The organism is Bacillus sp. 7894-2 (assembly GCF_002272225.1).
Lineage (GTDB): Bacteria > Bacillota > Bacilli > Bacillales > Cytobacillaceae > Cytobacillus.
This window is the reverse complement of the sequence record NZ_NPDG01000090.1, coordinates 1-24973: the sequence shown is the minus strand read 5'-3', so window position 1 is coordinate 24973 and position 24973 is coordinate 1. Positions and strand designations below refer to the sequence as shown.

Genomic DNA, 24973 nt, shown 5'->3' with positions numbered 1-24973 from the left:
GGGACAAGACCAAATTGCCGGTTTTTTGCATTTTTAGACTGCACTGTCTGTCAGATAAAAGAGACCGCCATTTATGATGGAGATATTAACCTTTGGTTCATATTGCTCCTGAAGAGCTGTTTTTTCGTTTTCATAGCTTTCGCCCTTTTCTTCTGCCTCTTCATAAAAATGTTCAAGAAGGCTGAGATCTTTTTGCCAGCGCTGACGGGCTTCATCAGCCCATATATGATCTTCTTGTTCAATTTCGGCTTTAATAAAATTTGCTACCCTGTATACTCCGCTTCGCGGCATAATAAGCGGAGACAGTGTGAACGAGTAGTCGGGGATTTTGGGCGTAAGGCTCATGCCAAGCAATCTGTCATGAAAACTTTCGACCATCTGGCCATTAATCAATTGGAGGCCGATGGATTTAAAGACATCCCGTTTTCGGTCGCATTGATAAGATACGCGAATGTTCATTCCTAGCCATGGTCTTAACGGCACCTGCTTTCCAGGTGCCTGCCGGTGATTTTCATATAATCGGATATAGCCTGCCAGGTTCCTGGCCGAATCAAAGATCTGGTGAAGCCTAGGGGAGCCAAAATGAATGACTTCCCCCTTAATATGCGGCGGGGCCAGCTGCTGGTTTGTAATAAGCGTCAGCTGCATCGGGTTTGGAATTCCGCCTGTTTTTTCGAGATAATGCCAATAAAAGGGCCGATTCATCAGTTCCTTATCCAAATCAATCGTCAGCTGTACGGTCATATACCCCGGACCTTTATCAGTTATTTCACACCCGTTTGCGTGAAAATACCTTTCAAGGAATTTATGAATTTCCTGTTGCTGCATTCAGTTCACCTTCTTTCAGATCCTCTGCGAATTGAATCATGCTCGTCAAGTTCTCCATTTTAATCCTCATTTCACCTTCTGAAGCCGATCTTCCGAAAATATCAACAAGGTGATCGTCAATACTGCCAAATTCAAGCTTTGTTAAAATATCGTCCAAATCGCCGATGACTTTTTCGAAGAGATGTATTTTCTCATATAGAAGCTTCATTATGTGTTCTTCGACTGTTCCTTTTGTGGCAAAATTATAAATCATGACATCCTTTTCCTGGCCGAGACGATGTATGCGCCCAATCCTTTGTTCGAGCCGCATTGGATTCCAGGGGAGATCAAAATTAATGATATGATTGCAGAACTGCAGGTTTATTCCTTCTCCTCCCGCTTCTGTTGCAATCAGGACTTGTGCATTCTTTTGGAAAAGCTCCCTCATCCAGTCCTTTTTGCCTCTTTTAAATCCTCCCCTGAACGGAACCGATGTTATCCCATATTGCTTTAAAAACCACTGCAGATACATTTGTGTTGCCCTATACTCAGTAAAAATTATGACCTTGTCATTTATTTTCTGTATTAATTCAAGTGCTTTTTGAGCTTTTGAGTTTTGCTGAACCGCTTCCACCTTTTTAATAAGGTATTGTATTTGCTCCTGGAAAGCTATTGAAGGCTGTTCCTGTCTTTTCAGCATATTCTGAAGCGTAAAATAGACAGCTTCTCTGCTTGAGCATGCCTCTCTTTGCAGTGTCATTACTGAAAACTGGCTGGAACTCACCCAATTTTCTTCACTCCGCAGCTCTGTTACCGCTTCATAGAGCTCATGCTCGGGCTGCGAAAATTCAATCGGTATGGTTTCCACATGCCGTTTGGTCCATTCAATCCCGGTATCTGCCCTGCGGTTGCGGATCATGACTTTGTTTACGAGTTCCTTTAGATGTGCATCATCGTTCAAAGAGCGTGAGTCTTTTTTATAATTCTCATAAAAAGCTGATTCATTGCCAAGATGTCCGGGTTTAAGCAGGGACACAAGATTGAAGATCTCACTGATTCGATTCTGAATGGGTGTTGCTGTTAATAGGAGGCAAAACTTCTTTTTAAGGTTTTGTACAAATTCATAGTTTCTCGTTTTATTATTTTTTAGCTTGTGAGCTTCGTCTATAATAATCAGGTCATAATCAAGGCTGTAAATAATGTCCCGATGAGGATTGCGTTTGGCTGTATCGATGGATGATACCACAACGTCGCATTGTTCCCATACATAGCTTTTCCGCTGCGCCACAGCCGGAATAAAAAATTTGCTGTTCAGCTCCATGGCCCACTGGGAAACAAGGGAAGCCGGAACGAGTATAAGGACTTTTTTTACGAGTCCCCTGATCATATATTCCTTTAATATCAGCCCAGCTTCAATCGTTTTTCCAAGACCGACTTCATCAGCTAAAATCGCCTTGCCGTTCATGCTTTCGACTACCTGCTTGGCCACTTCCAGCTGATGGGGAAGTGGAGTAAGGTTCGGCAGATGCTTCGGAGCCTGCAAGCCTTCAAAGTCAGGAATAGTTGTATGGTTTTCAACCTCAACAGCAAGTTTATAAAGCTCCCAGTTTCCCCATGGGCCGTCGTCATCAATCCTTTTTAAGAATTCATCCTGCCAGGCAGAATCAAAGCCAATTTGCACTGTCATAAAAACAGCTCCTTTTATCTATATAAAGATATTGCCCAAACCTTGTTAAGGTGGTACGATGTTAATAGCTTTGAAAGTTTTGAAAGTTAACACATTACATTTAGTTAACCGAAGTAATGGATGCTTAATTTTTTCTGTTTGGTATAAGTATGACCATCTTGGAAAATTTTATAAATGCGAATGATTACAAGGGGAGAGACTACATTAGTAGCGCCGAAGGAGCAAGCAAAATCTGTGAATCTCTCAGGCAAAAGAACTCTTGTTTGACGCAGCTCTGGAGAGTGCTTTTTAATAAGCCACCCAAGGGGACAGCCGGTTTCGGTAAACTTTCAGGTGCAAGGACAGAGATCTTCTCATAATTGAGGGGATATTCTGTCCTTTTTTATGTTCCTAAAACAAATTTCAAAAGATTTAAGGGGGACGAGTAAATGTCACAGTTAAAACGCACGCCTTTATTTGAGGTGTACAAGGATTACGGAGCAAAAACCATCGACTTCGGGGGCTGGGATCTACCTGTTCAATTTTCAAGCATTAAAGAAGAACATGAAGCAGTCCGTACAAAAGCCGGCCTCTTTGATGTATCCCATATGGGTGAAATCGAAGTGAAGGGGACGGACAGTCTTAAATATCTTCAAAAAATGATGACGAACGATATTTCCAAATTAAAGAACTCAGGTGCTCAATATACAGCCATGTGCTATGAAAATGGCGGAACTGTCGATGATTTACTTGTCTATAAAATAGAGGATGACCACTATTTGCTTGTTGTTAATGCTTCCAATATCGAAAAGGATTTCAACTGGCTTCAGGACCATGCAGAAGGCAATGTGGAATTGAAAAACCTTTCAGAAGATATGGCGCAGCTGGCGATTCAGGGGCCGCTTGCAGAAAAAGTGCTTCAAAAGCTTGCTGGGACTAATTTGTCGGATATTGGATTTTTTAAATTCCAGCAGGATGTTGATTTGAATGGCAAGAAAGCGCTTGTTTCCAGAACAGGATACACAGGAGAAGACGGATTTGAAGTCTACTGTGATGCCAGGGATGCAGTTGCATTATGGAATGAAATTCTTGAAGCGGGCAAAGAAGAAGGCGTGCTCCCATGCGGACTAGGCTCAAGGGATACTCTTCGCTTTGAAGCCAACCTGGCACTATACGGTCAGGAGCTCTCACCTGAGATCACACCGCTAGAGGCAGGAATTGGCTTTGCAGTCAAGGTGAATAAAGAAGCCGACTTTATTGGCAAAGAAGTGCTTAAGAATCAAAAGGATAACGGGGTTCCGCGCAAGCTGGCCGGAATTGAAATGATTGACCGCGGTATTCCGCGCCATGGATATCCTGTATTTAAAGGGGAAGAATTGATCGGGGAAGTGACAACAGGCACTCAATCTCCGACATTGAAAAAGAACATCGGCCTTGTCCTTATCAAGAAAGAGCATGCGGAGCTTGGAACTGAATTGGAAGTGGAAATCCGCGGCAAACGGCTGAAGGCTAAGATTGAAGCAACACCTTTTTACAAAAGAGAAAAGAACTAACCGGGGGGAGAAAATGATGAAACATCGCTATTTACCGATGACAGAGTCTGACCAGAAAGCAATGCTTGAGAAGATCGGCGTCAGTTCTGTGGAAGAATTATTCAGTGATATTCCCGAGAGTGTGAGATTTAAGGGCGAATATGACATCAAGCCGGCGAAATCAGAGACAGCCTTACTGAAAGAGCTTACTAAAATGGCTCAAAAAAATGCTGATCTTCGCACAAATTCATCTTTCCTTGGTGCGGGAGTTTATGATCATTACATGCCGGTCATTGTCGATCATGTATTATCCCGTTCAGAGTTTTATACTGCCTATACTCCTTACCAGCCGGAAATTTCACAGGGAGAGCTGCAGGCAATTTTTGAATTCCAGACCATGATCTGTGAATTAACAGGAATGGATGTGGCCAACTCATCCATGTATGATGGCGGAACAGCACTTGCTGAAGCAGCCATGCTAAGCGCAGGCAGCACCCGCCGCAAGAAAATACTAATCTCAAGCGCAGTTCACCCTGAATCTAAGGAAGTAGTTAAAACATACGCAAAGGGCCAGTATATTGAAGTGATTGAGATTCCTCATAAAGACGGCACCACTGACCTTGAAGCCCTAAATGAAATGATTGGCGATGATATCGCAGGTGTAATTGTGCAGTACCCTAACTTTTTTGGCAGAGTCGAGCCATTAAAAGAGCTTGAGGAAATTATTCATGCCCACAAGTCCATGTTTGTTGTTTCAAGCAACCCGCTTGCCCTTGGCGCGCTTACTCCTCCAGGAAGATTTGGAGCAGACATCGTAGCAGGAGATGCTCAGGTTTTTGGTATTCCTACTGCTTTTGGAGGCCCTCATTGCGGATACTTTGCGGTAACATCCAAGCTGATGAGAAAAGTGCCGGGTCGTCTTGTAGGACAAACGGTAGACGATCAGGGCCGCCGCGGTTTCGTGCTTACCCTTCAGGCGCGTGAACAGCATATACGCCGTGATAAGGCAACGTCCAACATCTGTTCCAATCAGGCTCTCAACGCACTGGCGGCATCTGTAGCGATGACTGCTCTCGGCAAGAAGGGCGTAAAGGAAATGGCTGCTGCCAACATGCAAAAAGCCCATTATGCAAAACAGCAATTTAAGGCTGCCGGCTTTGAAGTTCCATTCGAAGGTCCTTCGTTTAATGAATTCGTCATCAAGCTGAATAAGCCTGTTAAAGAAGTAAATCAAAAGCTCCTTGAAAAGGACATTATTGGCGGCTACGATTTGGGCAGAGATTATGCTGACCTGAAAAATCATATGCTTGTTGCTGTAACGGAATTGAGAACGAAGGAAGAAATTGATGCATTCGTTAAAGAAATGGGGGATTACCATGCATAAGGAAGATCAGCCACTCATCTTTGAATTAAGCACAGAAGGCCGTATCGGCTACAGCCTGCCGGAAATGGATATTCCGGAAATTGACCTGGGCGAGCTTCTTCCTGAAGGCTATCTGCGTGAAGAAGAGCCTGAGCTCCCGGAAGTGTCAGAACTTGATATCATGCGCCACTATACTGCACTTTCCAATCGAAATCATGGTGTTGATTCGGGATTTTATCCACTTGGATCCTGCACAATGAAATATAATCCTAAAATCAATGAGAATGTAGCACGCTTCAACGGTTTTGCCCACTTGCACCCGCTGCAGGATGAAAGCTCTGTTCAAGGTGCACTGGAATTGATGTATGATCTGCAGGAGCACCTGATTGAAATTACAGGAATGGATGAAGTTACACTTCAGCCGGCTGCAGGAGCACACGGAGAATGGACCGGGTTAATGATGATCCGTGCTTATCATGAAGCGAATGGCGATACCAAACGTACTAAAGTAGTCGTTCCTGACTCTGCCCACGGAACAAATCCGGCATCCGCAACAGTTGCAGGCTTTGAAACAGTAACGGTTAAATCGGATGAAAATGGATTGGTGGATTTAGAGGATCTAAGAAGAGTGGTTGGCGAGGACACTGCTGCTCTTATGCTGACTAACCCGAATACTTTAGGTTTGTTTGAAGAAAACATTCTTGAAATGGCAGAGATTGTTCACAACGCCGGCGGAAAGCTTTACTATGATGGAGCTAACCTGAATGCAGTACTTTCAAAGGCACGCCCTGGAGATATGGGATTTGATGTTGTTCACCTTAATCTTCATAAGACCTTTACAGGACCGCATGGCGGCGGCGGACCGGGATCTGGCCCTGTCGGCGTAAAAGCTGATCTGATCCCATACCTTCCTAAGCCTGTATTGGTTAAGAAGGGTGACCAGTATGAATTTGATTATGACCGCCCGCAATCAATCGGCCGCGTGAAGCCGTATTATGGAAACTTCGGCATCAATGTCCGGGCTTATACTTATATCCGTACTATGGGGCCGGATGGACTGAAGGCTGTTACGGAAAATGCGGTACTAAACGCAAACTATATGATGAGAAGGCTTGAGCCATTCTTTGACCTGCCATTTGACAGACATTGCAAGCATGAATTCGTTTTAAGCGGCAAGCGCCAGAAGAAGCTTGGCGTGCGTACGTTGGATATTGCCAAGCGCCTTCTTGACTTTGGCTATCATCCGCCAACCATCTATTTCCCTCTTAACGTGGAAGAGTGCATCATGATTGAGCCGACTGAAACAGAATCCAAAGAAACGCTGGACGCTTTTGTCGACGCGATGATTCAAATTGCAAAAGAAGCTGAGGAAAACCCTGAGATTGTTCAGGAAGCACCACATACAACAGTTATTGGCCGTCTGGATGAAACCATGGCTGCAAGAAAGCCGGTTCTCCGTTACCAAAAGCAATAATAAACAAGAGGCCCCGTCAAACTGACGGGGCCTTTTAAAATAACATATTATTTTTTCGCCTTCACTTTTCCGGACCATTTTTTAAACCCGCCCTGCAGGTGTGAAAGGTCTTTGTAGCCTTTACGGTGCAAAAACTGGGCAGCTCTCGCACTTCTCATGCCGCTCTGGCAATATAAGTAGACTGGCTTGTCCGGACGCAATTCTTTCATGCGCATTTTCATTTGTGAAAGCGGTATATTGCGTGCACCTAAAATATGGCCGTTTTCAAATTCATTTGGTTCGCGAACATCGATTAACTGGGCTTTTCTATAGCCTTCTCTAAACTGGTCTTCAGTAAGCGTTTTAACAATTCGGCGCTGATAAAACCATGTTATGACAGAATAGGTAATGATTGCACCCAAAATGATAAGAATGAAATAAAGTGTTTCCAATATGTCTTTCTCCTTTCACGCATAGGTAAGCCAACTAATATTATATAAGTCTTTCCTGATTGGAGTAAAGGAAATCAGGAAAATTTGTTATGGAAATTCAACTTGCTTTAATTTTCATCGGAATTTTGTTAGACTAATAACCGCAAATGACCAGTTAAAGAAATTGAAAATGAGGGTTACATATGACTAAAGAAGTTTGGCGGTTTATCGATTCAGGAGAAGGTTCGCCTTCTTTTAATATGGCTCTGGATGAAGCCTTGCTTGATTGGAACAGTGAAGGGAAGATGCCACCTGTAATCCGGTTTTACGGCTGGAATCCTGCAACTCTTTCAATTGGATACTTCCAAAAGGTTGAAAAAGAAATAGATATGGAAGCAGTGAAGCAGCATGGCCTGGGGTTCGTCCGCAGACCAACAGGCGGAAGAGGGGTGCTGCACGAACATGAACTCACATACAGTGTCATCGTTCCTGAAGTCCACCCGGAAATGCCGAGTACAGTAACTGAAGCATACAGAGTCATTTCTGAAGGAATTCTAAAAGGTTTTCACGCTCTGGGAATGGAAGCTTATTTTGCTGTACCAAAGACGGCTGAAGAAAGAGACTCTCTAAAAAATCCACGATCTGCTGTTTGTTTTGATGCCCCAAGCTGGTATGAACTTGTTGTAGAAGGACGTAAAGTAGCAGGGAGTGCACAAACAAGACAAAAAGGTGTAATCCTTCAGCATGGCTCTATTTTGCTTGATTTGGATGAAGACAAGCTGTTCAGCTTATTCAAATATCCTAATGACCGGGTAAAAGAGAGAATGCAAAAGGCTTTTAAAAATAAAGCTGTTGCCATAAACGAGCTGACAGCAGAAAATATTACTCTTGAACAGGCTAAGGCAGCTTTCAAGAAAGGGTTTGAGGAAGGCCTGGACATTGTACTGGAACCTTACGAGCTTTCAGATGAAGAGATGGCATATGTGCAAAAAATCGCAAAAGAACGATATGAAAGTGATGACTGGAACTATAAGAGATAAAAGCGGCTAAGTCGCTTTTTCTCTTTTTTTAATGAATAATTTTCCAATTATTGCTTTGGAAAAGTGCAAGCTTCAAAATATGTTAAAATTTATCGTTAAATGTCGGAAATCGGCTGTTAACTCTGTTTTTCTTTAAATTTTAGTATATTTTAAGTTTGACAAAATCAGATTCAGTTGAATCAGACACAATATGTAGTGGTGTCGAAAATATTTAGGACACTATATATTGATTTTGAGGTTTGAGTTATGGTAACTTTAGGGTACTCTTTTAAAACAGATAGATTTACTCTATCTGACAGAATACTTACACACATTAATTAGATAATTGAATTTAGAAGGAGTTGTAACAATGTCTGTTGCTCTAGGACAAAAAATGAAATTGAACATTGAACGTTTAAACAAGGACATCCGTCTCTTTCCTCAGGTTCACCCAGTAACCTCAGATATGAAAATGACCCACAAAGGTGTTTCCCGCTTGGTTATGCTAGATCGCTATACCTTCAAAGACACCGAGAAAGTGACACTCACAAACGGTGACTTCGTTGTCCTCACCATTAAGGAAGATCCCAAATTTCCTGCACGCGGCTTAGGCTACATCCTCGATATTGACTGGGAAAACAAGACAGCCAAGGTTTTAGTAGAGGAAGATTACAGAGGAGTGCTGGATGATCCGGAAGAATCGAGAACAGGCATTATTACAAAGCCTCTTGATGTAATCGAGAAGCCTTTGGAAATCTTCTATGAGCAAATCGCCAAGCGTAACGCAACAGGCCTTGCATCGGTTGAGAAGACCGAAGAAAAGAGAAAAGAATGGTTTGAGAAGTTCTATCAGGAATTGAAAAACCTGAATTTCATTCCGGCTGGCCGCGTGCTGTATGGAGCTGGTGCTGACACAGATGTTACGTATTTCAACTGCTATGTAATGCCATTCGTGCAGGATTCCCGTGAAGGAATCTCCGAGCACCGCAAGCAGGTAATGGAGATCATGAGCCGCGGCGGCGGAGTAGGGACAAACGGTTCAACTCTGAGACCTCGCAATACACTGGCCAAAGGTGTAAACGGCAAATCCTCCGGTTCGGTTTCCTGGCTGGATGATATTGCGAAGCTTACACACCTGGTGGAGCAGGGGGGATCCCGCAGAGGTGCGCAGATGATTATGCTATCCGATTGGCATCCGGACATTATCGAATTCATCATCTCGAAAATGCAAAACCCGAGAATTTTACGCTTCCTTCTTGAAAATACAAATGATGAAACAATAAAAAAATATGCTAAAGAAAAACTGAAATTTACTCCATTTAATGAACAGGAAATTGCCATGTACCAGGGCATTATTAATTATAAAAGCATTCCAGGCTATGGCGGCTTCAGTGAAAACATCATAAAAGATGCTGAGGAGAAGCTGGCGGCTGGCGGTACTTATAGTGTTCATAACTCTGAGTTCCTTACAGGAGCAAACATTTCAGTCTGCCTCACGAAAGAATTTATGGATGCGGTTGAAAATGATGGAGAATATGAGCTTCGTTTCCCTGATGTTGAATCCTATGATGCCGAAACGATGAAAACATACAACGAAGAATGGCATAAAGTCGGTGATGTCAGAGATTGGGCAAAACTAGGCTATAAAGTCCGCGTTCACCGTAAAATTAAAGCGAAAGAGCTTTGGAACCTGATTAACATCTGTGCAACATACTCAGCTGAACCAGGCATCTTCTTTATCGATAACGCAAACGACATGACGAATGCACAGGCATACGGACAAAGGGTTGTAGCTACAAACCCATGTGGCGAGCAGCCTCTGGCGCCAAATTCTGTATGCAACCTTGCAGCAGTAAATCTTGCAGAAATGGCAGATAAAGAAAATAAAACTGTTAATTTTGAAAAGCTGAAGCGTACTGTTGAAGTAGGTGTACGGATGCAGGACAATGTAATAGATGCTACACCATACTTCCTTGAAGAGAACAAAAAGCAGGCATTAGGCGAGCGGCGAGTTGGTCTTGGCGTTATGGGGCTTCATGATTTGCTCATCTATTGTGAAACAGAATATGGCTCTGAAGAAGGCAACGTGCTGATTGATAAAGTCTTTGAGACCATTGCTACATCAGCATACAAAGCTTCTGTAAAGCTTGCGGAGGAAAAAGGAAGCTTCCCGTTCTTAACAGGTGAAAATCCTGAAGAAACAAATCGCCTGCGCAAAGCTTTTACCGAAACAGGCTTCATGCAGAAAATGCCTGAGGATATCCGTGCTTCTATTTTAGAAAGCGGAATCCGCAATTCACATCTTCTAACCGTTGCTCCTACGGGATCCACAGGGACCATGGTTGGTGTTTCTACAGGCCTTGAACCATATTTCTCCTTCTCATACTTCAGAAGCGGCCGCTTAGGCAAGTTCATTGAAGTGAAGGCAGATATTGTTCAGGAATATTTAGACCGCAATCCGGATGCAGATCCTGAAAATCTGCCTGAGTGGTTTATCGCAGCGATGGATCTTGCTCCAGAAGCGCACGCAGATGTTCAATGTGTGATTCAGCGCTGGATCGACAGCTCGATTAGTAAAACTGTCAACGCACCGAAAGGCTACAGTGTTGAACAGGTTGAAAAGGTGTATGAACGCTTATACCGCGGCGGTGCAAAGGGAGGAACAGTATATGTGGACGGATCACGCGATTCTCAAGTATTGACGCTGAAAGCTGAAGAGAACAGCTTTGATGGTAATGACACAGTCAAAAAAGAAAAATCAAAGCAGCATGTTGTGCTGGTTGATACAATCAGTGACCTTCGTTCCACCGATGTAACAATCGGTTCAGAAGTAGGCAATACATGCCCGGTATGCCGCAAAGGAAAAGTCAAAGAAATCGGCGGCTGCAATACTTGCACAAACTGTAATGCACAGCTGAAATGCGGTTTATAAAAATAAATAAAACGAATGAGAGAAGATGGAAATAATTGTTCCATCTTCTTTTTTTGCTTTTGATTATTTGGCTCATACTACAGTCATAGGGTTCAGCCGAGATTATATAACGGCAGGACAAATTGACAAAGAGAGGTTAATTCAATGAAGCCATTTATCCCGCAGCTCGTTTATATAGAGCCTCAAGCTCTTGAGTATCCATTAGGAAGAGAACTAAAGGGAAAATTCGAGAAAATGAATATAGAAATCAGGGAAACAACTTCACATAATCAGGTGAGGAATATTCCTGGCGATAATGAATTGCAGAAATACCGCAATGCGAAATCCACTTTAGTAGTAGGAATCAGACGGACTCTGAAATTTGATACATCCAAGCCCTCTGCAGAATACGCCATCCCCCTTGCTACTGGCTGCATGGGGCACTGCCATTATTGCTACTTGCAAACCACCCTTGGCAGCAAGCCGTATATCCGGACGTATGTAAACCTTGAAGAAATTTTTGATCAGGCCTCTAAATATATGGAAGAGCGGAAGCCAGAGCTGACACGCTTTGAAGCAGCGTGTACTTCCGATATAGTAGGGATTGATCACCTGACCCATTCACTGAAGAAAACGATTGAATTTATCGGTCAGACTGAATACGGCCAGCTTCGGTTTGTCACCAAGTACCATCATGTCGATCATTTGCTGGATGCAAAACATAATGGCAAAACCCGGTTCCGATTTAGTGTCAATTCCCGCTACGTAATAAAAAACTTTGAGCCGGGTACTTCCTCTTTTGATGACCGGCTTGAAGCTGCCCGAAAAGTAGCCAATGCCGGCTATCCGCTTGGCTTTATCGTAGCACCCATTTATATGCACGATGATTGGCGTGAAGGCTACCATGAACTGTTTCAAAGGTTAAGCAGTTCACTCGATGGCATCAATCTGAATGGCTTAACTTTCGAATTAATCCAGCATAGATTTACGAAACCGGCAAAAAAAGTAATTGAAAAACGCTACCCAAAAACAAAACTTGAAATGGATGAAGAAAAGCGAAAATATAAGTGGGGAAGATATGGTATAGGCAAGTATGTTTATCCGACAGATGAAGCAAAGAATCTGGAACATACAATCAGGGAGTATATTCATTCCTATTTTCCAGAGGCAGAAGTGCAATATTTTACTTAATTATGAAATTTTGCTTGTCAGACGTACTAATTTAAAAAGCTCCTGATTAAAGATGTATAAGTAAAGGTTCCTCTATGAGCAAGTACATCGACAGGAGTGGCTTACATGTATATAGATGGTGTTTTTTCAGGAGGGGGCATCAAAGGATTTGCCTTAATCGGCGCATATGAAGCAGTTCATAAAAGAGGATTTCGCTTCAAGCGGGTTGCTGGCACTAGTGCAGGATCCATTGTGGCTGCGTTAATAGCTGCTAATTATACAAGTGAGGAAATATATCGGCTCGTCGATGAATTTGAACTCAAAAAGCTTCTTGATGAAAGAACAACATTTATCCCCTTTGCAGTCGGAAAATGGCTTAATCTATATTGGCATCTGGGACTATATAAAGGATCTGAGCTCGAAAGCTGGATGACTCAGAAATTAGGAGACAGGGGGATCAGAACATTTTCAGATCTGCCGCCTCAATCGCTTAGAGTCATAGCGTCAGACCTGACAAATGGAAGATTGGTTGTACTGCCAGATGATCTTGTGCATTATGGCATAGATCCAGCTTCATTTCCGGTAGCAAAAGCGATCAGGATGAGCTGCAGCCTCCCGTATTTTTTTGAGCCGGTCAAGCTGAATGGCTACAGCAGTACAAGTGTCATCGTGGATGGCGGGGTTTTAAGTAATTTCCCAATGTGGCTTTTTGATAAGGAAAATGTAAAAAAAACCAGGCCTGTGCTCGGGATAAAGTTAAGTCATAACTTAAGCGAACGGCCCCCGAACAAAATCGATAACGCCATACAAATGTATGCGGCGCTTTTTGAAACGATGAAGGACGCGCATGATGCAAGATACATCTCGAGAAAACATGCACAAAATATTATTTTCATTCCGACCGACGGTGTACTGACTGCGGAATTTAATATAACCGAGCAGAAGAAAAAAGATCTTCTGGAGCATGGCAGGCAATGTGCGGAAAAGTTTTTTTCATCATGGAGCTACTAATTAGAAAACTCAACAAAAAAATCGAGCCCGGATTAAAGGGAGGCTCGATTTTTCTTTTTGCCTTTTTTGCCTTCTATGACTGTCAAATGTGGAGAAGACTTTTTCTTGGATTTTTTAATGGAAGTAATGGAACCGACAGATCCCTTTCTGCCATTGGCAGAACCCGATTCTTTATTATTAAAGCGTCTTTTTGATTTTTTGGCTGCCTTTATAAAAGCTCGCTGCTCTCGCTTAGAGGGATTAGATCTGTTAAAGCGCTGAAAAAGAAAGTATACAACAGCTCCAATGATGACAATGACAGCTATTCTCTCCAAAAAACCGGCAGGATTTGAGATCAGGCTGACGGCAACTCCGATAACAGCCAGAATTATAAGACCGGAGACAATATAAAATGTAAATGGTTTTTTCAAGAAAGCCACCTCCCTAAAAGCATGATGAGCAATTTTATAAGCTTTTAAACTCTATAAGATAAAGTTTATCGAAATAATGATGAAATCTGACTTTATTTTTTAACTTTCCTATTTCTTTACAATTTAAACAGTAGATCATTAACTTTTAATAAGTGACAGTAATATTTTCCAGATAATCATGAAAATGCTTTTACTTAAATTTATGCTGTGGACCTCAGTCCCGGAACTCGCATAACCGGAAAATCACAAAATTAAAGAGCTTCATCCTTAATTATTTTATTCGACTTAAAATCTCATAAAACCTTTATATAACAGGAAAATATATAAAAAATATGAACAGTTTATGCTGCAGAAATTATTCCGGCCGCTTTTATTTAAAATAGGATGCAATGGAATAATTGTGTGTGGACATAATAGGAAAAGGAGGTGGCGCAAAGTGGCAGAAGAAAAAGAGCGCTTGGAACAGGATCAAAGGGAAAAACCAATGTCTTTTATGACAATGGTGGTCATTACCGGACTGGTTGGGGGCATTCTTTGGAGCGGACTGGCCTATCTTGCTTATGTGTTTAATTTCACGGAAATTCGCCCTAATGTCATTCTCGAGCCCTGGACGATTGGAGCCTGGAAAGAGGGATGGCTTGGGACACTGATCTCAATTTTCCTGATTGGGGGAATATCTATTATAGCTGCCCTGATCTATTATGCAGCGCTGCGGAAATTTCAAAGTATTTTCGTGGGTGCTGGCTATGGAGTTGCCCTTTTTTTACTGGTGTTCTTTATACTCAATCCAATCTTCCCTGGAATCAGCCCGTTTTGGGATCTTGAGCGAAATACGATTATTACATCACTTTGTTTCTATATTTTATTTGGTGTATTTGTAGGGTATTCCATTTCATATGAAGCTCAAGAACTGAAAGGCAAAACTGAAGATGAAAAAAAGGCCCGCACAGATCCGGACTTAACCTGATGAAAATATACTCAATATTCGAGCGGTGATAATGAAAATAATGCGAAAAGCGCTATACATCAGAACTGTAAGAAATTTTGCTTTATGATAGAATGTTCATAAGTGGGCATTCTTTTTCAGTGCTTTCATCAGGATGTTAAATAGAAGGAGAAGCCTGTAAGCAATTGTTAGAATAGGGGGTTGAATATGGGGAAAATACTCCTGTTAAATGGGCCGAATTTAAACCTGCTCGGCAAAAGGGAACCAGGTGTTTATGGAAAAGAAACACTGGGTCAGCTGGAGCAAAATATGAAGGCATTGGGCGCTTCATATAAGACAGAAGTAACCTGTTTTCAGTCAAATCACGAAGGTGAACTTATTGACAGGCTTCACCTTGCCAATGAAGATGGCACACAGGGTATAATTTTCAATCCCGGGGCATTTACTCATTATAGCTACGCATTAAGGGATGCTGTTGCAGGAATACAGGTTCCTGTGATCGAAGTACATATTTCAAATGTTCATACCAGGGAGGAATTCAGGCATATTTCTGTCATTGCACCCGCTGCAATGGGCCAGATAGTCGGCCTTGGCTTTAAAGGGTATGAACTGGCATTTTATGCATTAACGGATTTTGTCAAGGGGAGAGGATAATATGGAGAAAATACAAAAATTACGTGCACGCTTTACAGAGTCAGGGATAGATGGGATGCTGATTACCAGCAATTACAATCGCCGTTATATGACTGGTTTTACCGGTTCATCGGGCGTGGTTCTAGTCAGTGCGGATAAAGCACTCTTTATAACCGATTTTCGTTATACGGAACAGGCTGCTAAACAATGTGAAGGATATGAAATTGTAAAGCATACTGGTGCCATTACGGAAGAAGTCGCCAAACAGGCAGAACAGCTTGGGATTAAAAAGCTTGGTTTTGAAGAGAATCATGTAACCTTTTCATCCTATAAAGCCTATGAAAAAGCTGTTAACGCCGAGCTTGTCCCTGTTTCTGACACCATTGAAAAGTTACGCTTGATAAAGGACGATTCAGAGATTAAGATAATAAAGGTGGCAGCAGACATTGCAGATGCTGCGTTTAAACATATTCTTGATGTCATTCGGCCAGGTATTACGGAGCTGGAAGTTTCGAATGAATTAGAATTCTTTATGAGAAAAGCGGGTGCAGATTCATCATCGTTTGACATTATCGTAGCATCAGGGTACCGTTCTGCTCTTCCGCATGGAGTTGCCAGTGATAAGGTTATTGAAAAAGGCGATTTTGTCACTTTGGACTTCGGTGCTTATTATAAGGGGTATGTTTCAGATATTACCCGCACAGTTGCTGTTGGGGAACCGGAAGATAAGCTGAAAGAAATCTATACCATTGTGCAGGAAGCCCAGGAGCGGGGAATGGAAGGCATTAAACCTGGAATGAGCGGCAAAGAAGCAGACGCCTTAACTCGTGATTATATTGCTGGTAAAGGCTATGGCGAATATTTTGGCCATTCTACCGGACACGGGATCGGCCTTGAAGTGCATGAAGGGCCTGCTTTATCATTTAAGTCAGATGTTATCCTTGAACCTGGAATGATTGTAACGGTGGAGCCTGGCATTTACATACCGGGACTTGGCGGTGTCCGCATTGAGGATGATACAGTCATAACAAATGATCATAATGAAACGCTTACTCATTCTACTAAAGAATTAATTATTCTTTAATTGTACACATTAGGAGGACAAACTTATGATTTCAGTAAACGATTTTCGTACGGGATTAACGATTGAAGTTGATAACGGTATTTGGCGCGTAATGGATTTTCAGCACGTTAAACCAGGAAAAGGAGCGGCTTTTGTACGTTCCAAATTGCGCAACCTTCGCACAGGCGCCATTCAGGAAAAAACCTTCCGTGCAGGTGAAAAAGTAGGGAAAGCTCAGATCGATAACCGTAAAATGCAGTACCTTTATGCAAATGGGGATCAGCATGTTTTCATGGACAATGAGTCTTATGAGCAAATCGAGCTGCCTGCATCATCAATTGAGTATGAATTAAAGTTTTTAAAAGAAAACATGGAAGTTGCTATTATGCTTTATCATGGAGAGTCTCTTGGAATCGAGCTTCCTAACTCTGTTGAGCTTACAGTAACGGAAACAGAACCAGGTATTAAAGGGGATACTGCATCCGGCGGAACAAAGCCTGCAACAGTTGAAACCGGCCTGATAGTGCAAGTTCCTTTCTTTGTTAACGAAGGGGATAAACTGATCGTCAATACAACTGATGGTTCATACGTATCGCGTGCATAGTTTGAAAAAAATCCCGAGAAATCGGGATTTTTTTTATCCTTTATACTTCCTGCCTTCAGCGCCGGGGGATACGTCAGTGTCATTGCGATTATTATAATCAGGATCAGATGTGGGAGGTGTTCTGTTATCGCGGGTTCCGTCCAGATAAGCCCTGTCGCCTTTTTTCTGATTTTTTAAAAATTCATCTAAATTTTCATTCATCAAATAACCTCTTTTCTATAAAATTGCTCAATGTCACCTTAATAGTATTTGCTTCTTCACTGCGATTATAAGCCGAAGATTTCCTAGCTGTAGTATATGAACTCTGCCGTGATGAGGCTTTGGATTTCTATTGTTCCCGGCTGGATAGGTGTGCTGACGGCACTTTTAACAAAAGTGGAGGACTCAAAAGAAACAGGCTGCACCAGACCTAAAGTTCCTTCAGAAACGGATACTGGGGTACTGATTAATTGGACTCTTAGTGAAGAAGCAATGGTTTCTGCCTTTCTAAAAGCATCCAATACAGCCAAGCTTAGTGCCTTCTGATACAATTCCTGCCGGTTTTCTGTTTCAAAAGTAATTCCTCTAACAGTATTTGCACCGCTGTCTACTGCTGTATCTACTACAAGTCCTGTATTTTCAATCTCATTGACTGTAATGTCCAATATATGCTCAACCTTGTAACCGCGGAAAATTTGCTTGCCATCCACAAAATCATACTGCGGAAAAATGGAGAAGTCTGATGTTTGAATTTGTTTATCTGTTATTCCAATGGCATTAAGAGCCTTTTTGACATTTGAAATGGCAGCAGCATTCTGCTCCTGTGCTTTCTGAAGCTCCTGGTCTTCTGTTAAAACTCCCAGCTTTATATTAGCCTGATCTGGCTGTACAGCTATCTTTCCTTCACCTGAAACCCTTATAGTATTTGGCTTGGATCTTTCATGGCTTCCATTGTGCACAGTATTGCGGACAAATGGCTGATAATAATACATAAATTTCGCACCCGCTTTCATGAATGTATCTTTCTAGAATTACGCGGGAGAAAGAAAGAAAATGCGCATAATATTAATGCCAGCTGTAATTCATCAGTCCGGCAATTTTTTTTGGTATATCCGTATTTTCCAGCACTCCTGTAAAAGTTTCGCTCCCATTGCCATAAGCAAATAAAGGAATCATATTGCCTGTATGTCCGCCGGTCGAGCTGAGAGATCTTACTGTATCCGTTAAAATTCCCCCGTGATATTTCTCAGCAATCAGGCTTCCTATTTCCCATGCTGCTAAATATTGAGGATAAACCTTGCTGTCTGTGTTCATTAGCTTCCCATTAAACGCTTCAATCTCCTGCTGGTTTAAATCAATATTCGCATACTTTTTTAGAACACCCTTTACACTTTCAGATCGATAAATTCCCCTGTCTTCATCTCTTGCCAATTGGCTGACCATATACTGCGGTGTCGCCTTGATTTCCTTTAATTGCTGTATCTCCAGCGGCTCTGATGCTGATATTCCCATAGTCTCATGATCTGCGACAACCAAAACCAGTGTCTCTTTGTCCTTTTTTGCCCATTCAACTGCATATTTAACAGCTTCATCAAATTCAATGGTTTCTTTCCAGATGCTTGTAATATCACCTGCGTGTGATGCATGATCAATTCTTGCTCCTTCTGCCATGAGGAAAAATCCCTGTTCTCCTTTTGCGAGTACATCGATCGCTTTTTCAGTCATTTCTTTTAAGCTGGGTTCTTTGCTGTTCAGTAAAGGCCGGTCCAGTTTAAAACTCATATATCCGTCATTGAACAGGCCGAGCAGCTTTGAGCCTTTGGCATTCAGCAATTCTTCCCGATTCCCGGCAAAAGTATATCCATTTTGTTTAGCCTCTTTTATTAAATCCCTCCCGCTTTGCTTTTCCGGTGTGAAGTATGCTCTGCCGCCTCCCAGCAGCACATCCACCCCGAATTTCAGCTGCTGGCGTGCAATTTCCCCCTGTCCGGACCATCTGTTGGCAACACTTGCTGTAAAGGCTGCGGGTGTTGCATCTGTTACTGTATTGGTGGATATAACCCCTGCTTTTTTACCATTCTCCTTGAATAAATCAAGGATACTGTCTGCTTCCTTCCCATCCGGCGTAACTCCAATCATCTCATTATTTGTTTTTTTTCCAATTGCCAGTGCCGTACCGCCGGCAGCTGAGTCTGTCACAAAATTATTGGCAGATTCGGTATGCACCAATGCGGTGTGAGGCAGAGATTCCAGGAAAAGCCGCCCGTCCTTCCCGTATTCCAGTTTTCTTGCAATCTCAATCTGGCCAATTCCCATTCCATCGCCAATCATCAGAATGACATTTTTCGGTCCGTTTGTATTTCTCTGATGAGCTATTCCTTCTGCAGGTAAGAAACCAAGAACAATCAGGTGAAGAATAACCATGATGTAAATGCATTTTGCTTTCATAAATGGCACCAGCCTTTCTCTATGTTCCTTTTGAATTATTTTTTGAAGAAAGATATTTTTTTACTCAGGCAAAAGCTTGTACTAAATAAATGTGAAGCTTTCAAATCTAAGTCATATTGTTTTGCTGCAGGCATACATTTTAAATAATGAGAAGCTAGTCCGAAATCAGATTGAGAAATGGAGGAGCAGACTTGGAAACGATTATAGCCTTTTTGCCGAAAAAAATTGCCGAACAATTACAGAGAATCCCTCCGAAAATCTTAAAGGATCTGGAGGAAATCAGGGTCCGCATTTCGAGGCCGATTGAACTGACAGCAAGGGGAGTACCGCATTTTCTCCCTTATATAGTTGATTCAGAGGATGCCGTGCATTTACTGAATAAAATAAGCCATTTTTCGATTTACACACTCGAGGAAGAGCTGAAAAGAGGTTATATCACGATTGAGGGCGGCCATCGGGTTGGGCTTGCAGGAAAGGTTATTCTTGAGCAGGGCAAGGTTAAGGCGATCAGGGATATTTCCTCTTTTAACATTAGAATTGCCAGAGAGAAAGTTGGCATTGCCCAAACGCTGATACCGAGAATTTACAGGGGTGGATGGCTGCATACGATGATTATTGGGCCGCCGCAGACTGGTAAAACCACTTTGCTGCGCGATATCGCAAGAATCATTTCTTCTGGTGATCCAGATAGTGGCCTTCCTGCGAGTAAGGTTGGGATTGTGGATGAACGCTCCGAAATAGCAGGATGTGTGAATGGGATCCCCCAAATGACTTTTGGAAACAGGATTGATGTCCTTGATGCCTGTCCCAAAGCTGAGGGCATGATGATGATGATTCGTTCCATGAGCCCCGAGGTTCTCGTTGTCGATGAAATTGGCAGGCATGAAGATGCAGACGCCATAATGGAGGCAGTAAATGCCGGAATAAAGCTGATTATGACTACTCATGGAAATTCCCTGGAGGAAATTAAGAGGCGCCCGACTTTACAGGCCATACTTGAAATGGATGTTTTTCAGCGGTTTATTGAATTGAGCAGAAAAGATGGGCCAGGCAGCATTGACTGCATACGAAACACAGACGGTTCAAGATTTCAGCATCAAGCGGGCGTGATGTAAATGATGAAGCTTATTGGAGCAGTTTTGATCATCATTGCAACAACATGGGCAGGGTTTGAAGCTTCAAGGCACCTGACCGAACGGCCGCGCCAGCTTCGTCAGCTTAAATCGGCACTGCAGTCATTAGAGGCTGAAATTATGTATGGCCATACACCTCTTCATGAAGCAGCCAGACGGCTTTCTGACCAGCTTTCCAAGCCCTTATCCTGGTTCTTTGAATCCTTTGCAAAAAAACTGACCGATTCCGAAACGACAGTAAAGGACGCCTGGGAAGAAAGCTTGACGGAAATATGGAAAATGACCGCCTTTAAACAAGGGGAATTCGAGATCATGAAGCAATTTGGCGAAACACTTGGAAGACATGACCGTCTTTCTCAGCAAAAGCAGATCATGCTGACCCTCACCCACCTGGAACGTGAAGAAGCTGATGCACATGACAGACAAGTGAAATACGAGAGAATGGTCAAAAGTCTGGGGTTTTTATCCGGATTGCTCTTAATCATTTTACTAATGTAGGAAACGCCGGCTTGATTTGCCGGACGCTGATCAGAGCTTAGGGGGAGAAAAGATGGGCTTAGAGGTAGATATCATATTCAAGATAGCGGGTGTGGGAATTGTTGTAGCCTTTTTGCATACTATTCTGGATCAGGTGGGCAAAAAAGAATACGCCCAATGGGTAACGCTTTTCGGATTTATTTATATCTTATTTATGGTTGCTTCCATTGTAGATAACCTTTTTCAAAAAATTAAATCAGTCTTCTTGTTTCAGGGATAAAAGGGGGGCTCAGCCATTGAAATTCTCCAGATAGTCGGATTTTCGCTTGTTGCCACGTTCCTGGCGCTGATTGTTAAGGAGCAAAAGCCGAATTTTGCCTTTTTGCTGATTGTTTTTGTCGGCTGTGCCATCTTTCTCTTTCTGGTCGACCAAATCTATGCCATTATCCATATGATTGAAAAGATTGCCGTCAATGCAAAGGTGAATATCGTCTATGTAGAAACCATTTTAAAGATAATTGGAATAGCCTATATTGCTGAATTTGCTGCCCAAATTACCAAAGATGCAGGACAGGGAGCCATTGCAGCAAAAATAGAAATGGGCGGGAAAATACTTATTCTTGCCATGGCCATTCCAATCCTTACTGTATTAATCGAAACCATTATTCGCATGATTCCGAGCTAGCCGGCTGCCTGCTGAAACGAAAGGCAGCCCGACTGGACAAGCTCATATTGCTGGAATTAGAGAGGGTCCTTTAAAAGAGGTGAAAAAATGAAGCAAAGGATGCAGAAAATTTTAGGATTCAGTTTACTTCTATTCTTTTTCCTGGCACCAATTGTACAAGCCTCACCTAAGACCGGCGAAGCAGAAGAAACGATTTCCCCTCAGGATTTAATTGAATCCCAGGTGGATAAGTTAGATCTTAATGAATTAAAGGGATTTTGGGAAGAAATCACAACAGAGTATGGAGGGTTTTTGCCCGAGAGCCAAAAGGGAAGTCTCTATGAATTCATAAAGGGAGAAAAGGAATTTTCATTAAAAGAGTGGGCTGGCGGCGCGATGAAGTTTATATTCCATGAGTTTATAGTCAACGGGAAACTGCTTGGAACTCTGATATTGCTGACGGTATTCAGCATGTTCCTGCAGTCGCTGCAGAATTCATTTGAAAAAAGCAATGTCAGTAAAGCAGCCTATTCAATCGTCTTCATGGTGTTGATTATTATCGCGCTGAATAGCTTCCATGTAGCGATCACATACACGGAGGAAACCATTTCAACCATGGTGTCATTCATAATGGCTCTCATACCGCTGCTGCTTGCGCTGATTGCTTCTTCCGGGGGGTTGGTATCTGCAGCGTTTTTCCACCCGGTTATCCTATTTTTGATGAATGTCAGCGGAGTATTTATCCAGTATGTCATTCTTCCGCTTATATTTTTATCAGCCCTGTTAAGCATTGTCAGCACATTGTCAGAACACTATAAGGTAACTCAGCTTGCCAATCTGCTCCGGAACTGGAGCATTGGACTTCTTGGGATGTTCCTGACGGTCTTTCTCGGAGTTATTTCAGTTCAGGGAGCATCTGCAGCGGTTACCGATGGAATTACCATCCGTACAGCAAAGTTTATTACGGGGAATTTTATTCCGGTCATTGGAAGGATGTTTACAGATGCAACAGATACCGTAATCAGTGCATCGGTGCTTTTGAAGAATACTGTCGGGATAGCAGGAGTAGCCATTCTCCTTATTATTGCAGCTTTTCCTGCAATCAAAATTTTAATGATTGCGTTTATATATAAATTTGCGGCAGCGATTTTGCAGCCGCTGGGAGGAGGGCCGATCATATCCTGCCTGGATATAATCAGCAAGAGCATCATCTATGTTTTTGCAGCTCTGGCCATTGTCTCCCTGATGTTTTTCCTTAGCATTACGGTTATTATAGCGGCCGGCAATTTGACCATGATGGTCAGGTAGGGAGGGAATGAAGTGGATTTCATAAAAGAATGGGTAACCAACATCATATTATTTGTTCTGCTTGCCACTGTCATAGATATGCTCCTCCCCAGCTCCAAGCTTCAGAAATATACAAAAATGGTGACAGGGCTGCTATTAATAGCGATTATTCTTACACCGATTTTGAGAATTATATCAAGTGATTTTGAAGAAGCTCTTGTTTCCGTGCCGGTTTTTGAGGCTTCAGGAGAAAAAAATATGGAAAATTTAATAGAAATGAAGAAAAAAGAAATACAAGCCTCAAGTGATGCATATATTTTAGAACAAATGGCTGTCCACATGAAACAGGACGCAGAAGAGGAGTTGATGGAACAGTACGGTCTGGAAATTGCTAACATTGATATTTTAGTAGATGAAAGCAGTGATCAAGCCTTCCCGGATAACCTGCAAAAGGTCATGATCCAACTCAAAGCAGAAGATGCAGAAGCTGAAGCTGTAGAAGTGGTTAAAACAGTGGAAATCAATGCCGGGAAACCTCTTCCATCCAGCGGGCCCGAACATGAAGATGCAGGAAGAATTGCTTCTCTTCTCGCACAAAAATGGAATGTAGACGCAAACTCAATCGAAGTTCTGGTAGAAGGGGGGAATATGGATAGGGATGGATAATGAAAAAGGTCCTTTCACATGGTTAAAGAAGATAATTTCCAAGGATGGACAGTCTGATAAGAAGCCCGGAAAATTCCACTATTTGCTGCTTGTTCTCCTATTTGGAGCAGCGATCATGCTGATCAGCAATACGCTGTTTCAAGAAGACGGTTCCACCGGTGATTTGCCCGTATTTAAAAATGGGGAAGAAGTGAAGCAGGAGGAAGAAGTGCCAGTCTTCGGCCAGCAGAAATCCGGGGGAAATGACACCATCGCCAATTATGAAAAGGCATATGAAGCCCAAATAAAAGAGGCGCTTGATGCAATCGTAGGGGTGGAAGATGCCACTGTTGTGGTGAATGTCGATGCCACAGAAAAGAAAGTCCTTGAAAAAAACAAAACAACCCAAACACAGAAAACCGATGAAACAGATCGGGAAGGCGGCAAAAGGAAGGTTGAGGATCAGTCACAGGAGGAACAGCTTGTGATTGTCCGAAATGGAGAAAAAGAGGTTCCCATTGTCATAGAAACCAAGAAACCTGAAATAAGGGGCGTGCTGGTTGTAGCAAAAGGGGCTGAAAATATACAAGTGAAAAAGTGGATTATTGAGGCAGTAACCAGAGCTCTGGATGTTCCAAGCCATAGAGTATCCGTAATGCCTAAAAAAACCAAGGGGGAATAATAGATGCTTTTAAAGAAACAAACGGTCTGGCTATTAACAATGCTGAGTTTAGTGGTTGTATTATCGGTTTATTATGTAACATCACCGGAGCAAAAAGGCAGTGACCTTGCCGGTATGGAAGAAAAGGCACAGGGTGAAATGGACTCAGTTGAGAGTGAAGATGGCAAAGCGATCATTACAAACACTGCCAGTGATGAAATGTTTGAAAATCTCCGCCTTCAGCTTGATGACGAGCGTAGCCGCATGAAGGAAGACCTGCAGGAGGTCCTTGGTCAAACTGATCTTCCTGCAGAAGAAAGAATGAAGGCAAAAGATCAAATTGATGAATTAAATGAAATTGCGCAAAAGGAAGCGATGCTTGAAACTTTAATCAGAGCGATGGATTATGAAGATGTGCTTGTCCGTGCTGATGGCAAGAAGGTCCAAATTACGGTTAAGGCAAAAGATCATTCAGCTTCAGCTGCAAACAACATCATCCAGGAAGTAAGAAACGAAATTGGAAAGCTTGAAGCAGTGGCTGTTGAATTCCAGGTTGAAAAATAAAATTGTAATGGGAGCCTGCAACAATTTTAGGGCTCTCTTTTTTATTTTAGTCTGTTTTTGCAAGGTTTGTTGTACTTTGTGTAAATATACTGAGTT

26 protein-coding genes and 1 riboswitch are annotated in these 24973 nt (G+C 42.4%); of the genes, 19 read left to right on the top strand and 7 right to left on the bottom strand.

Going from position 1 to position 24973, the window contains the following annotated elements; genetic code table 11:
* Positions 1-33 precede the first annotated feature (33 nt).
* Both CHI10_RS13850 and CHI10_RS13845 read right to left on the bottom strand, forming a co-directional pair.
* On the bottom strand, positions 34-828 hold the full coding sequence (locus tag CHI10_RS13850; RefSeq protein WP_095244832.1) for a YqhG family protein: 795 nt from the start codon (positions 826-828) through the stop codon (positions 34-36).
* Positions 806-2494, bottom strand: a complete 1689-nt coding sequence (locus tag CHI10_RS13845; protein ID WP_095244831.1) for a DEAD/DEAH box helicase — start codon at positions 2492-2494, stop codon at positions 806-808. The genes CHI10_RS13850 and CHI10_RS13845 overlap by 23 nt, the downstream gene beginning before the upstream one ends.
* Before the next feature lie 180 nt (positions 2495-2674).
* A riboswitch (glycine riboswitch) is annotated at positions 2675-2763 on the top strand.
* 159 nt (positions 2764-2922) lie between these two features.
* Between CHI10_RS13845 and gcvT the strand changes: the two genes are divergently transcribed.
* Genes gcvT through gcvPB form a run of 3 tightly spaced genes read left to right on the top strand, consistent with a single transcriptional unit; the run spans position 2923 to position 6842 of the window.
* Positions 2923-4026, top strand: a complete 1104-nt coding sequence (gene gcvT, locus CHI10_RS13840; protein ID WP_095244830.1) for a glycine cleavage system aminomethyltransferase GcvT — start codon at positions 2923-2925, stop codon at positions 4024-4026.
* Positions 4027-4042: 16 nt separating this feature from the next.
* Positions 4043-5389 (top strand): aminomethyl-transferring glycine dehydrogenase subunit GcvPA, encoded by a 1347-nt coding sequence (gene gcvPA / locus CHI10_RS13835; protein WP_095244829.1) that lies wholly within the window; start codon positions 4043-4045, stop codon positions 5387-5389.
* A complete protein-coding gene (gene gcvPB, locus CHI10_RS13830; protein WP_095244828.1) occupies positions 5382-6842 on the top strand; it encodes an aminomethyl-transferring glycine dehydrogenase subunit GcvPB in 1461 nt (486 codons plus the stop codon). Before gcvPA ends, gcvPB begins: the two co-directional genes overlap by 8 nt.
* 47 nt (positions 6843-6889) lie before the next feature.
* Here the strand turns inward: gcvPB and CHI10_RS13825 are convergent, their stop codons facing one another.
* On the bottom strand, positions 6890-7273 hold the full coding sequence (locus CHI10_RS13825) for a rhodanese-like domain-containing protein (RefSeq protein WP_035329981.1): 384 nt from the start codon (positions 7271-7273) through the stop codon (positions 6890-6892).
* A gap of 182 nt (positions 7274-7455) precedes the next feature.
* Between CHI10_RS13825 and CHI10_RS13820 the strand changes: the two genes are divergently transcribed.
* The 4 genes from CHI10_RS13820 to CHI10_RS13805 all read left to right on the top strand — a co-directional run bounded on the left by CHI10_RS13820 (position 7456) and on the right by CHI10_RS13805 (position 13363).
* Entirely contained in the window at positions 7456-8292 is an 837-nt protein-coding gene (locus tag CHI10_RS13820) for a lipoate--protein ligase family protein (RefSeq protein WP_095244827.1), read from the top strand.
* Positions 8293-8641: 349 nt separating this feature from the next.
* On the top strand, positions 8642-11203 hold the full coding sequence (locus CHI10_RS13815) for a vitamin B12-dependent ribonucleotide reductase (protein WP_095244826.1): 2562 nt from the start codon (positions 8642-8644) through the stop codon (positions 11201-11203).
* Positions 11204-11347: 144 nt separating this feature from the next.
* A complete protein-coding gene (gene splB, locus CHI10_RS13810) occupies positions 11348-12373 on the top strand; it encodes a spore photoproduct lyase (protein WP_095244825.1) in 1026 nt (341 codons plus the stop codon).
* Positions 12374-12478: 105 nt separating this feature from the next.
* Complete coding sequence (locus CHI10_RS13805) at positions 12479-13363, top strand: patatin-like phospholipase family protein (protein WP_095244824.1); 885 nt, start codon at positions 12479-12481, stop codon at positions 13361-13363.
* Positions 13364-13395: 32 nt separating this feature from the next.
* Here the strand turns inward: CHI10_RS13805 and CHI10_RS13800 are convergent, their stop codons facing one another.
* Positions 13396-13782: an SA1362 family protein gene (locus tag CHI10_RS13800; RefSeq protein WP_286137362.1), complete on the bottom strand. Its 387-nt coding sequence runs from the start codon at positions 13780-13782 to the stop codon at positions 13396-13398.
* A 427-nt stretch (positions 13783-14209) separates the two neighbouring features.
* On the opposite strand from CHI10_RS13800, the gene CHI10_RS13795 reads away from it, so the two are divergent.
* The 4 genes from CHI10_RS13795 (at position 14210) to efp (ending at position 17019) form a co-directional block, all read left to right on the top strand.
* On the top strand, positions 14210-14740 hold the full coding sequence (locus CHI10_RS13795; protein ID WP_095244822.1) for a YqhR family membrane protein: 531 nt from the start codon (positions 14210-14212) through the stop codon (positions 14738-14740).
* Positions 14741-14926: 186 nt separating this feature from the next.
* On the top strand, positions 14927-15373 hold the full coding sequence (gene aroQ, locus CHI10_RS13790) for a type II 3-dehydroquinate dehydratase (protein WP_095244821.1): 447 nt from the start codon (positions 14927-14929) through the stop codon (positions 15371-15373).
* Between the two features lies 1 nt (position 15374).
* The gene (locus CHI10_RS13785) at positions 15375-16436 is read left to right on the top strand and encodes a M24 family metallopeptidase (protein WP_095244820.1); all 1062 of its coding nucleotides are present in this window, start codon (positions 15375-15377) and stop codon (positions 16434-16436) included.
* Between the two features lie 25 nt (positions 16437-16461).
* Complete coding sequence (gene efp, locus CHI10_RS13780; protein WP_095244819.1) at positions 16462-17019, top strand: elongation factor P; 558 nt, start codon at positions 16462-16464, stop codon at positions 17017-17019.
* Positions 17020-17052: 33 nt separating this feature from the next.
* Here efp and CHI10_RS22390 read toward each other — a convergent pair whose 3' ends face one another.
* From CHI10_RS22390 to CHI10_RS13770, 3 genes are all read right to left on the bottom strand, one after another.
* Positions 17053-17220, bottom strand: coding sequence for a hypothetical protein (locus CHI10_RS22390; RefSeq protein ID WP_179289036.1), 168 nt, complete (start codon positions 17218-17220; stop codon positions 17053-17055).
* Positions 17221-17303: 83 nt separating this feature from the next.
* A complete protein-coding gene (locus CHI10_RS13775; protein ID WP_095244833.1) occupies positions 17304-17990 on the bottom strand; it encodes an SIMPL domain-containing protein in 687 nt (228 codons plus the stop codon).
* A gap of 73 nt (positions 17991-18063) precedes the next feature.
* Complete coding sequence (locus CHI10_RS13770) at positions 18064-19446, bottom strand: alkaline phosphatase (RefSeq protein WP_095244818.1); 1383 nt, start codon at positions 19444-19446, stop codon at positions 18064-18066.
* A 191-nt stretch (positions 19447-19637) separates the two neighbouring features.
* Here CHI10_RS13770 and spoIIIAA point away from each other — a divergent pair, with 191 nt between their 5' ends.
* The 8 genes from spoIIIAA to CHI10_RS13730 all read left to right on the top strand — a co-directional run bounded on the left by spoIIIAA (position 19638) and on the right by CHI10_RS13730 (position 24877).
* The gene (gene spoIIIAA, locus CHI10_RS13765; RefSeq protein ID WP_095244817.1) at positions 19638-20561 is read left to right on the top strand and encodes a stage III sporulation protein AA; all 924 of its coding nucleotides are present in this window, start codon (positions 19638-19640) and stop codon (positions 20559-20561) included.
* Positions 20562-21077 carry a stage III sporulation protein SpoIIIAB gene (spoIIIAB, locus tag CHI10_RS13760; RefSeq protein WP_048008240.1) on the top strand — a complete coding sequence of 172 codons (516 nt, stop codon included), beginning with the start codon at positions 20562-20564 and terminating at the stop codon, positions 21075-21077.
* A 52-nt stretch (positions 21078-21129) separates the two neighbouring features.
* The gene (spoIIIAC, locus tag CHI10_RS13755) at positions 21130-21336 is read left to right on the top strand and encodes a stage III sporulation protein AC (RefSeq protein WP_009332905.1); all 207 of its coding nucleotides are present in this window, start codon (positions 21130-21132) and stop codon (positions 21334-21336) included.
* 15 nt (positions 21337-21351) lie between these two features.
* The gene (spoIIIAD, locus tag CHI10_RS13750) at positions 21352-21741 is read left to right on the top strand and encodes a stage III sporulation protein AD (RefSeq protein WP_172581968.1); all 390 of its coding nucleotides are present in this window, start codon (positions 21352-21354) and stop codon (positions 21739-21741) included.
* Between the two features lie 87 nt (positions 21742-21828).
* On the top strand, positions 21829-23028 hold the full coding sequence (gene spoIIIAE, locus CHI10_RS13745; RefSeq protein WP_095244816.1) for a stage III sporulation protein AE: 1200 nt from the start codon (positions 21829-21831) through the stop codon (positions 23026-23028).
* Between the two features lie 12 nt (positions 23029-23040).
* Positions 23041-23673, top strand: coding sequence for a stage III sporulation protein AF (spoIIIAF, locus tag CHI10_RS13740; protein WP_095244815.1), 633 nt, complete (start codon positions 23041-23043; stop codon positions 23671-23673).
* Positions 23666-24334, top strand: a complete 669-nt coding sequence (gene spoIIIAG, locus CHI10_RS13735) for a stage III sporulation protein AG (RefSeq protein WP_048008237.1) — start codon at positions 23666-23668, stop codon at positions 24332-24334. The genes spoIIIAF and spoIIIAG overlap by 8 nt, the downstream gene beginning before the upstream one ends.
* Before the next feature lie 3 nt (positions 24335-24337).
* Positions 24338-24877, top strand: a complete 540-nt coding sequence (locus CHI10_RS13730; RefSeq protein WP_076258081.1) for a SpoIIIAH-like family protein — start codon at positions 24338-24340, stop codon at positions 24875-24877.
* Positions 24878-24973 lie beyond the last annotated feature (96 nt).

Coding starts and splice junctions, on each gene's coding strand:
- CHI10_RS13850 (WP_095244832.1), bottom strand. CDS start 828: ATGCAGCAACAGGAAATTCATAAATTCCTTGAAAGGTATTTTCACGCA.
- CHI10_RS13845 (WP_095244831.1), bottom strand. CDS start 2,494: ATGACAGTGCAAATTGGCTTTGATTCTGCCTGGCAGGATGAATTCTTA.
- gcvT (WP_095244830.1), top strand. CDS start 2,923: ATGTCACAGTTAAAACGCACGCCTTTATTTGAGGTGTACAAGGATTAC.
- gcvPA (WP_095244829.1), top strand. CDS start 4,043: ATGAAACATCGCTATTTACCGATGACAGAGTCTGACCAGAAAGCAATG.
- gcvPB (WP_095244828.1), top strand. CDS start 5,382: ATGCATAAGGAAGATCAGCCACTCATCTTTGAATTAAGCACAGAAGGC.
- CHI10_RS13820 (WP_095244827.1), top strand. CDS start 7,456: ATGACTAAAGAAGTTTGGCGGTTTATCGATTCAGGAGAAGGTTCGCCT.
- CHI10_RS13815 (WP_095244826.1), top strand. CDS start 8,642: ATGTCTGTTGCTCTAGGACAAAAAATGAAATTGAACATTGAACGTTTA.
- splB (WP_095244825.1), top strand. CDS start 11,348: ATGAAGCCATTTATCCCGCAGCTCGTTTATATAGAGCCTCAAGCTCTT.
- CHI10_RS13805 (WP_095244824.1), top strand. CDS start 12,479: ATGTATATAGATGGTGTTTTTTCAGGAGGGGGCATCAAAGGATTTGCC.
- aroQ (WP_095244821.1), top strand. CDS start 14,927: ATGGGGAAAATACTCCTGTTAAATGGGCCGAATTTAAACCTGCTCGGC.
- CHI10_RS13785 (WP_095244820.1), top strand. CDS start 15,375: ATGGAGAAAATACAAAAATTACGTGCACGCTTTACAGAGTCAGGGATA.
- efp (WP_095244819.1), top strand. CDS start 16,462: ATGATTTCAGTAAACGATTTTCGTACGGGATTAACGATTGAAGTTGAT.
- CHI10_RS22390 (WP_179289036.1), bottom strand. CDS start 17,220: ATGAATGAAAATTTAGATGAATTTTTAAAAAATCAGAAAAAAGGCGAC.
- CHI10_RS13775 (WP_095244833.1), bottom strand. CDS start 17,990: ATGTATTATTATCAGCCATTTGTCCGCAATACTGTGCACAATGGAAGC.
- CHI10_RS13770 (WP_095244818.1), bottom strand. CDS start 19,446: ATGAAAGCAAAATGCATTTACATCATGGTTATTCTTCACCTGATTGTT.
- spoIIIAB (WP_048008240.1), top strand. CDS start 20,562: ATGATGAAGCTTATTGGAGCAGTTTTGATCATCATTGCAACAACATGG.
- spoIIIAC (WP_009332905.1), top strand. CDS start 21,130: ATGGGCTTAGAGGTAGATATCATATTCAAGATAGCGGGTGTGGGAATT.
- spoIIIAE (WP_095244816.1), top strand. CDS start 21,829: ATGAAGCAAAGGATGCAGAAAATTTTAGGATTCAGTTTACTTCTATTC.
- spoIIIAG (WP_048008237.1), top strand. CDS start 23,666: ATGGATAATGAAAAAGGTCCTTTCACATGGTTAAAGAAGATAATTTCC.
- CHI10_RS13730 (WP_076258081.1), top strand. CDS start 24,338: ATGCTTTTAAAGAAACAAACGGTCTGGCTATTAACAATGCTGAGTTTA.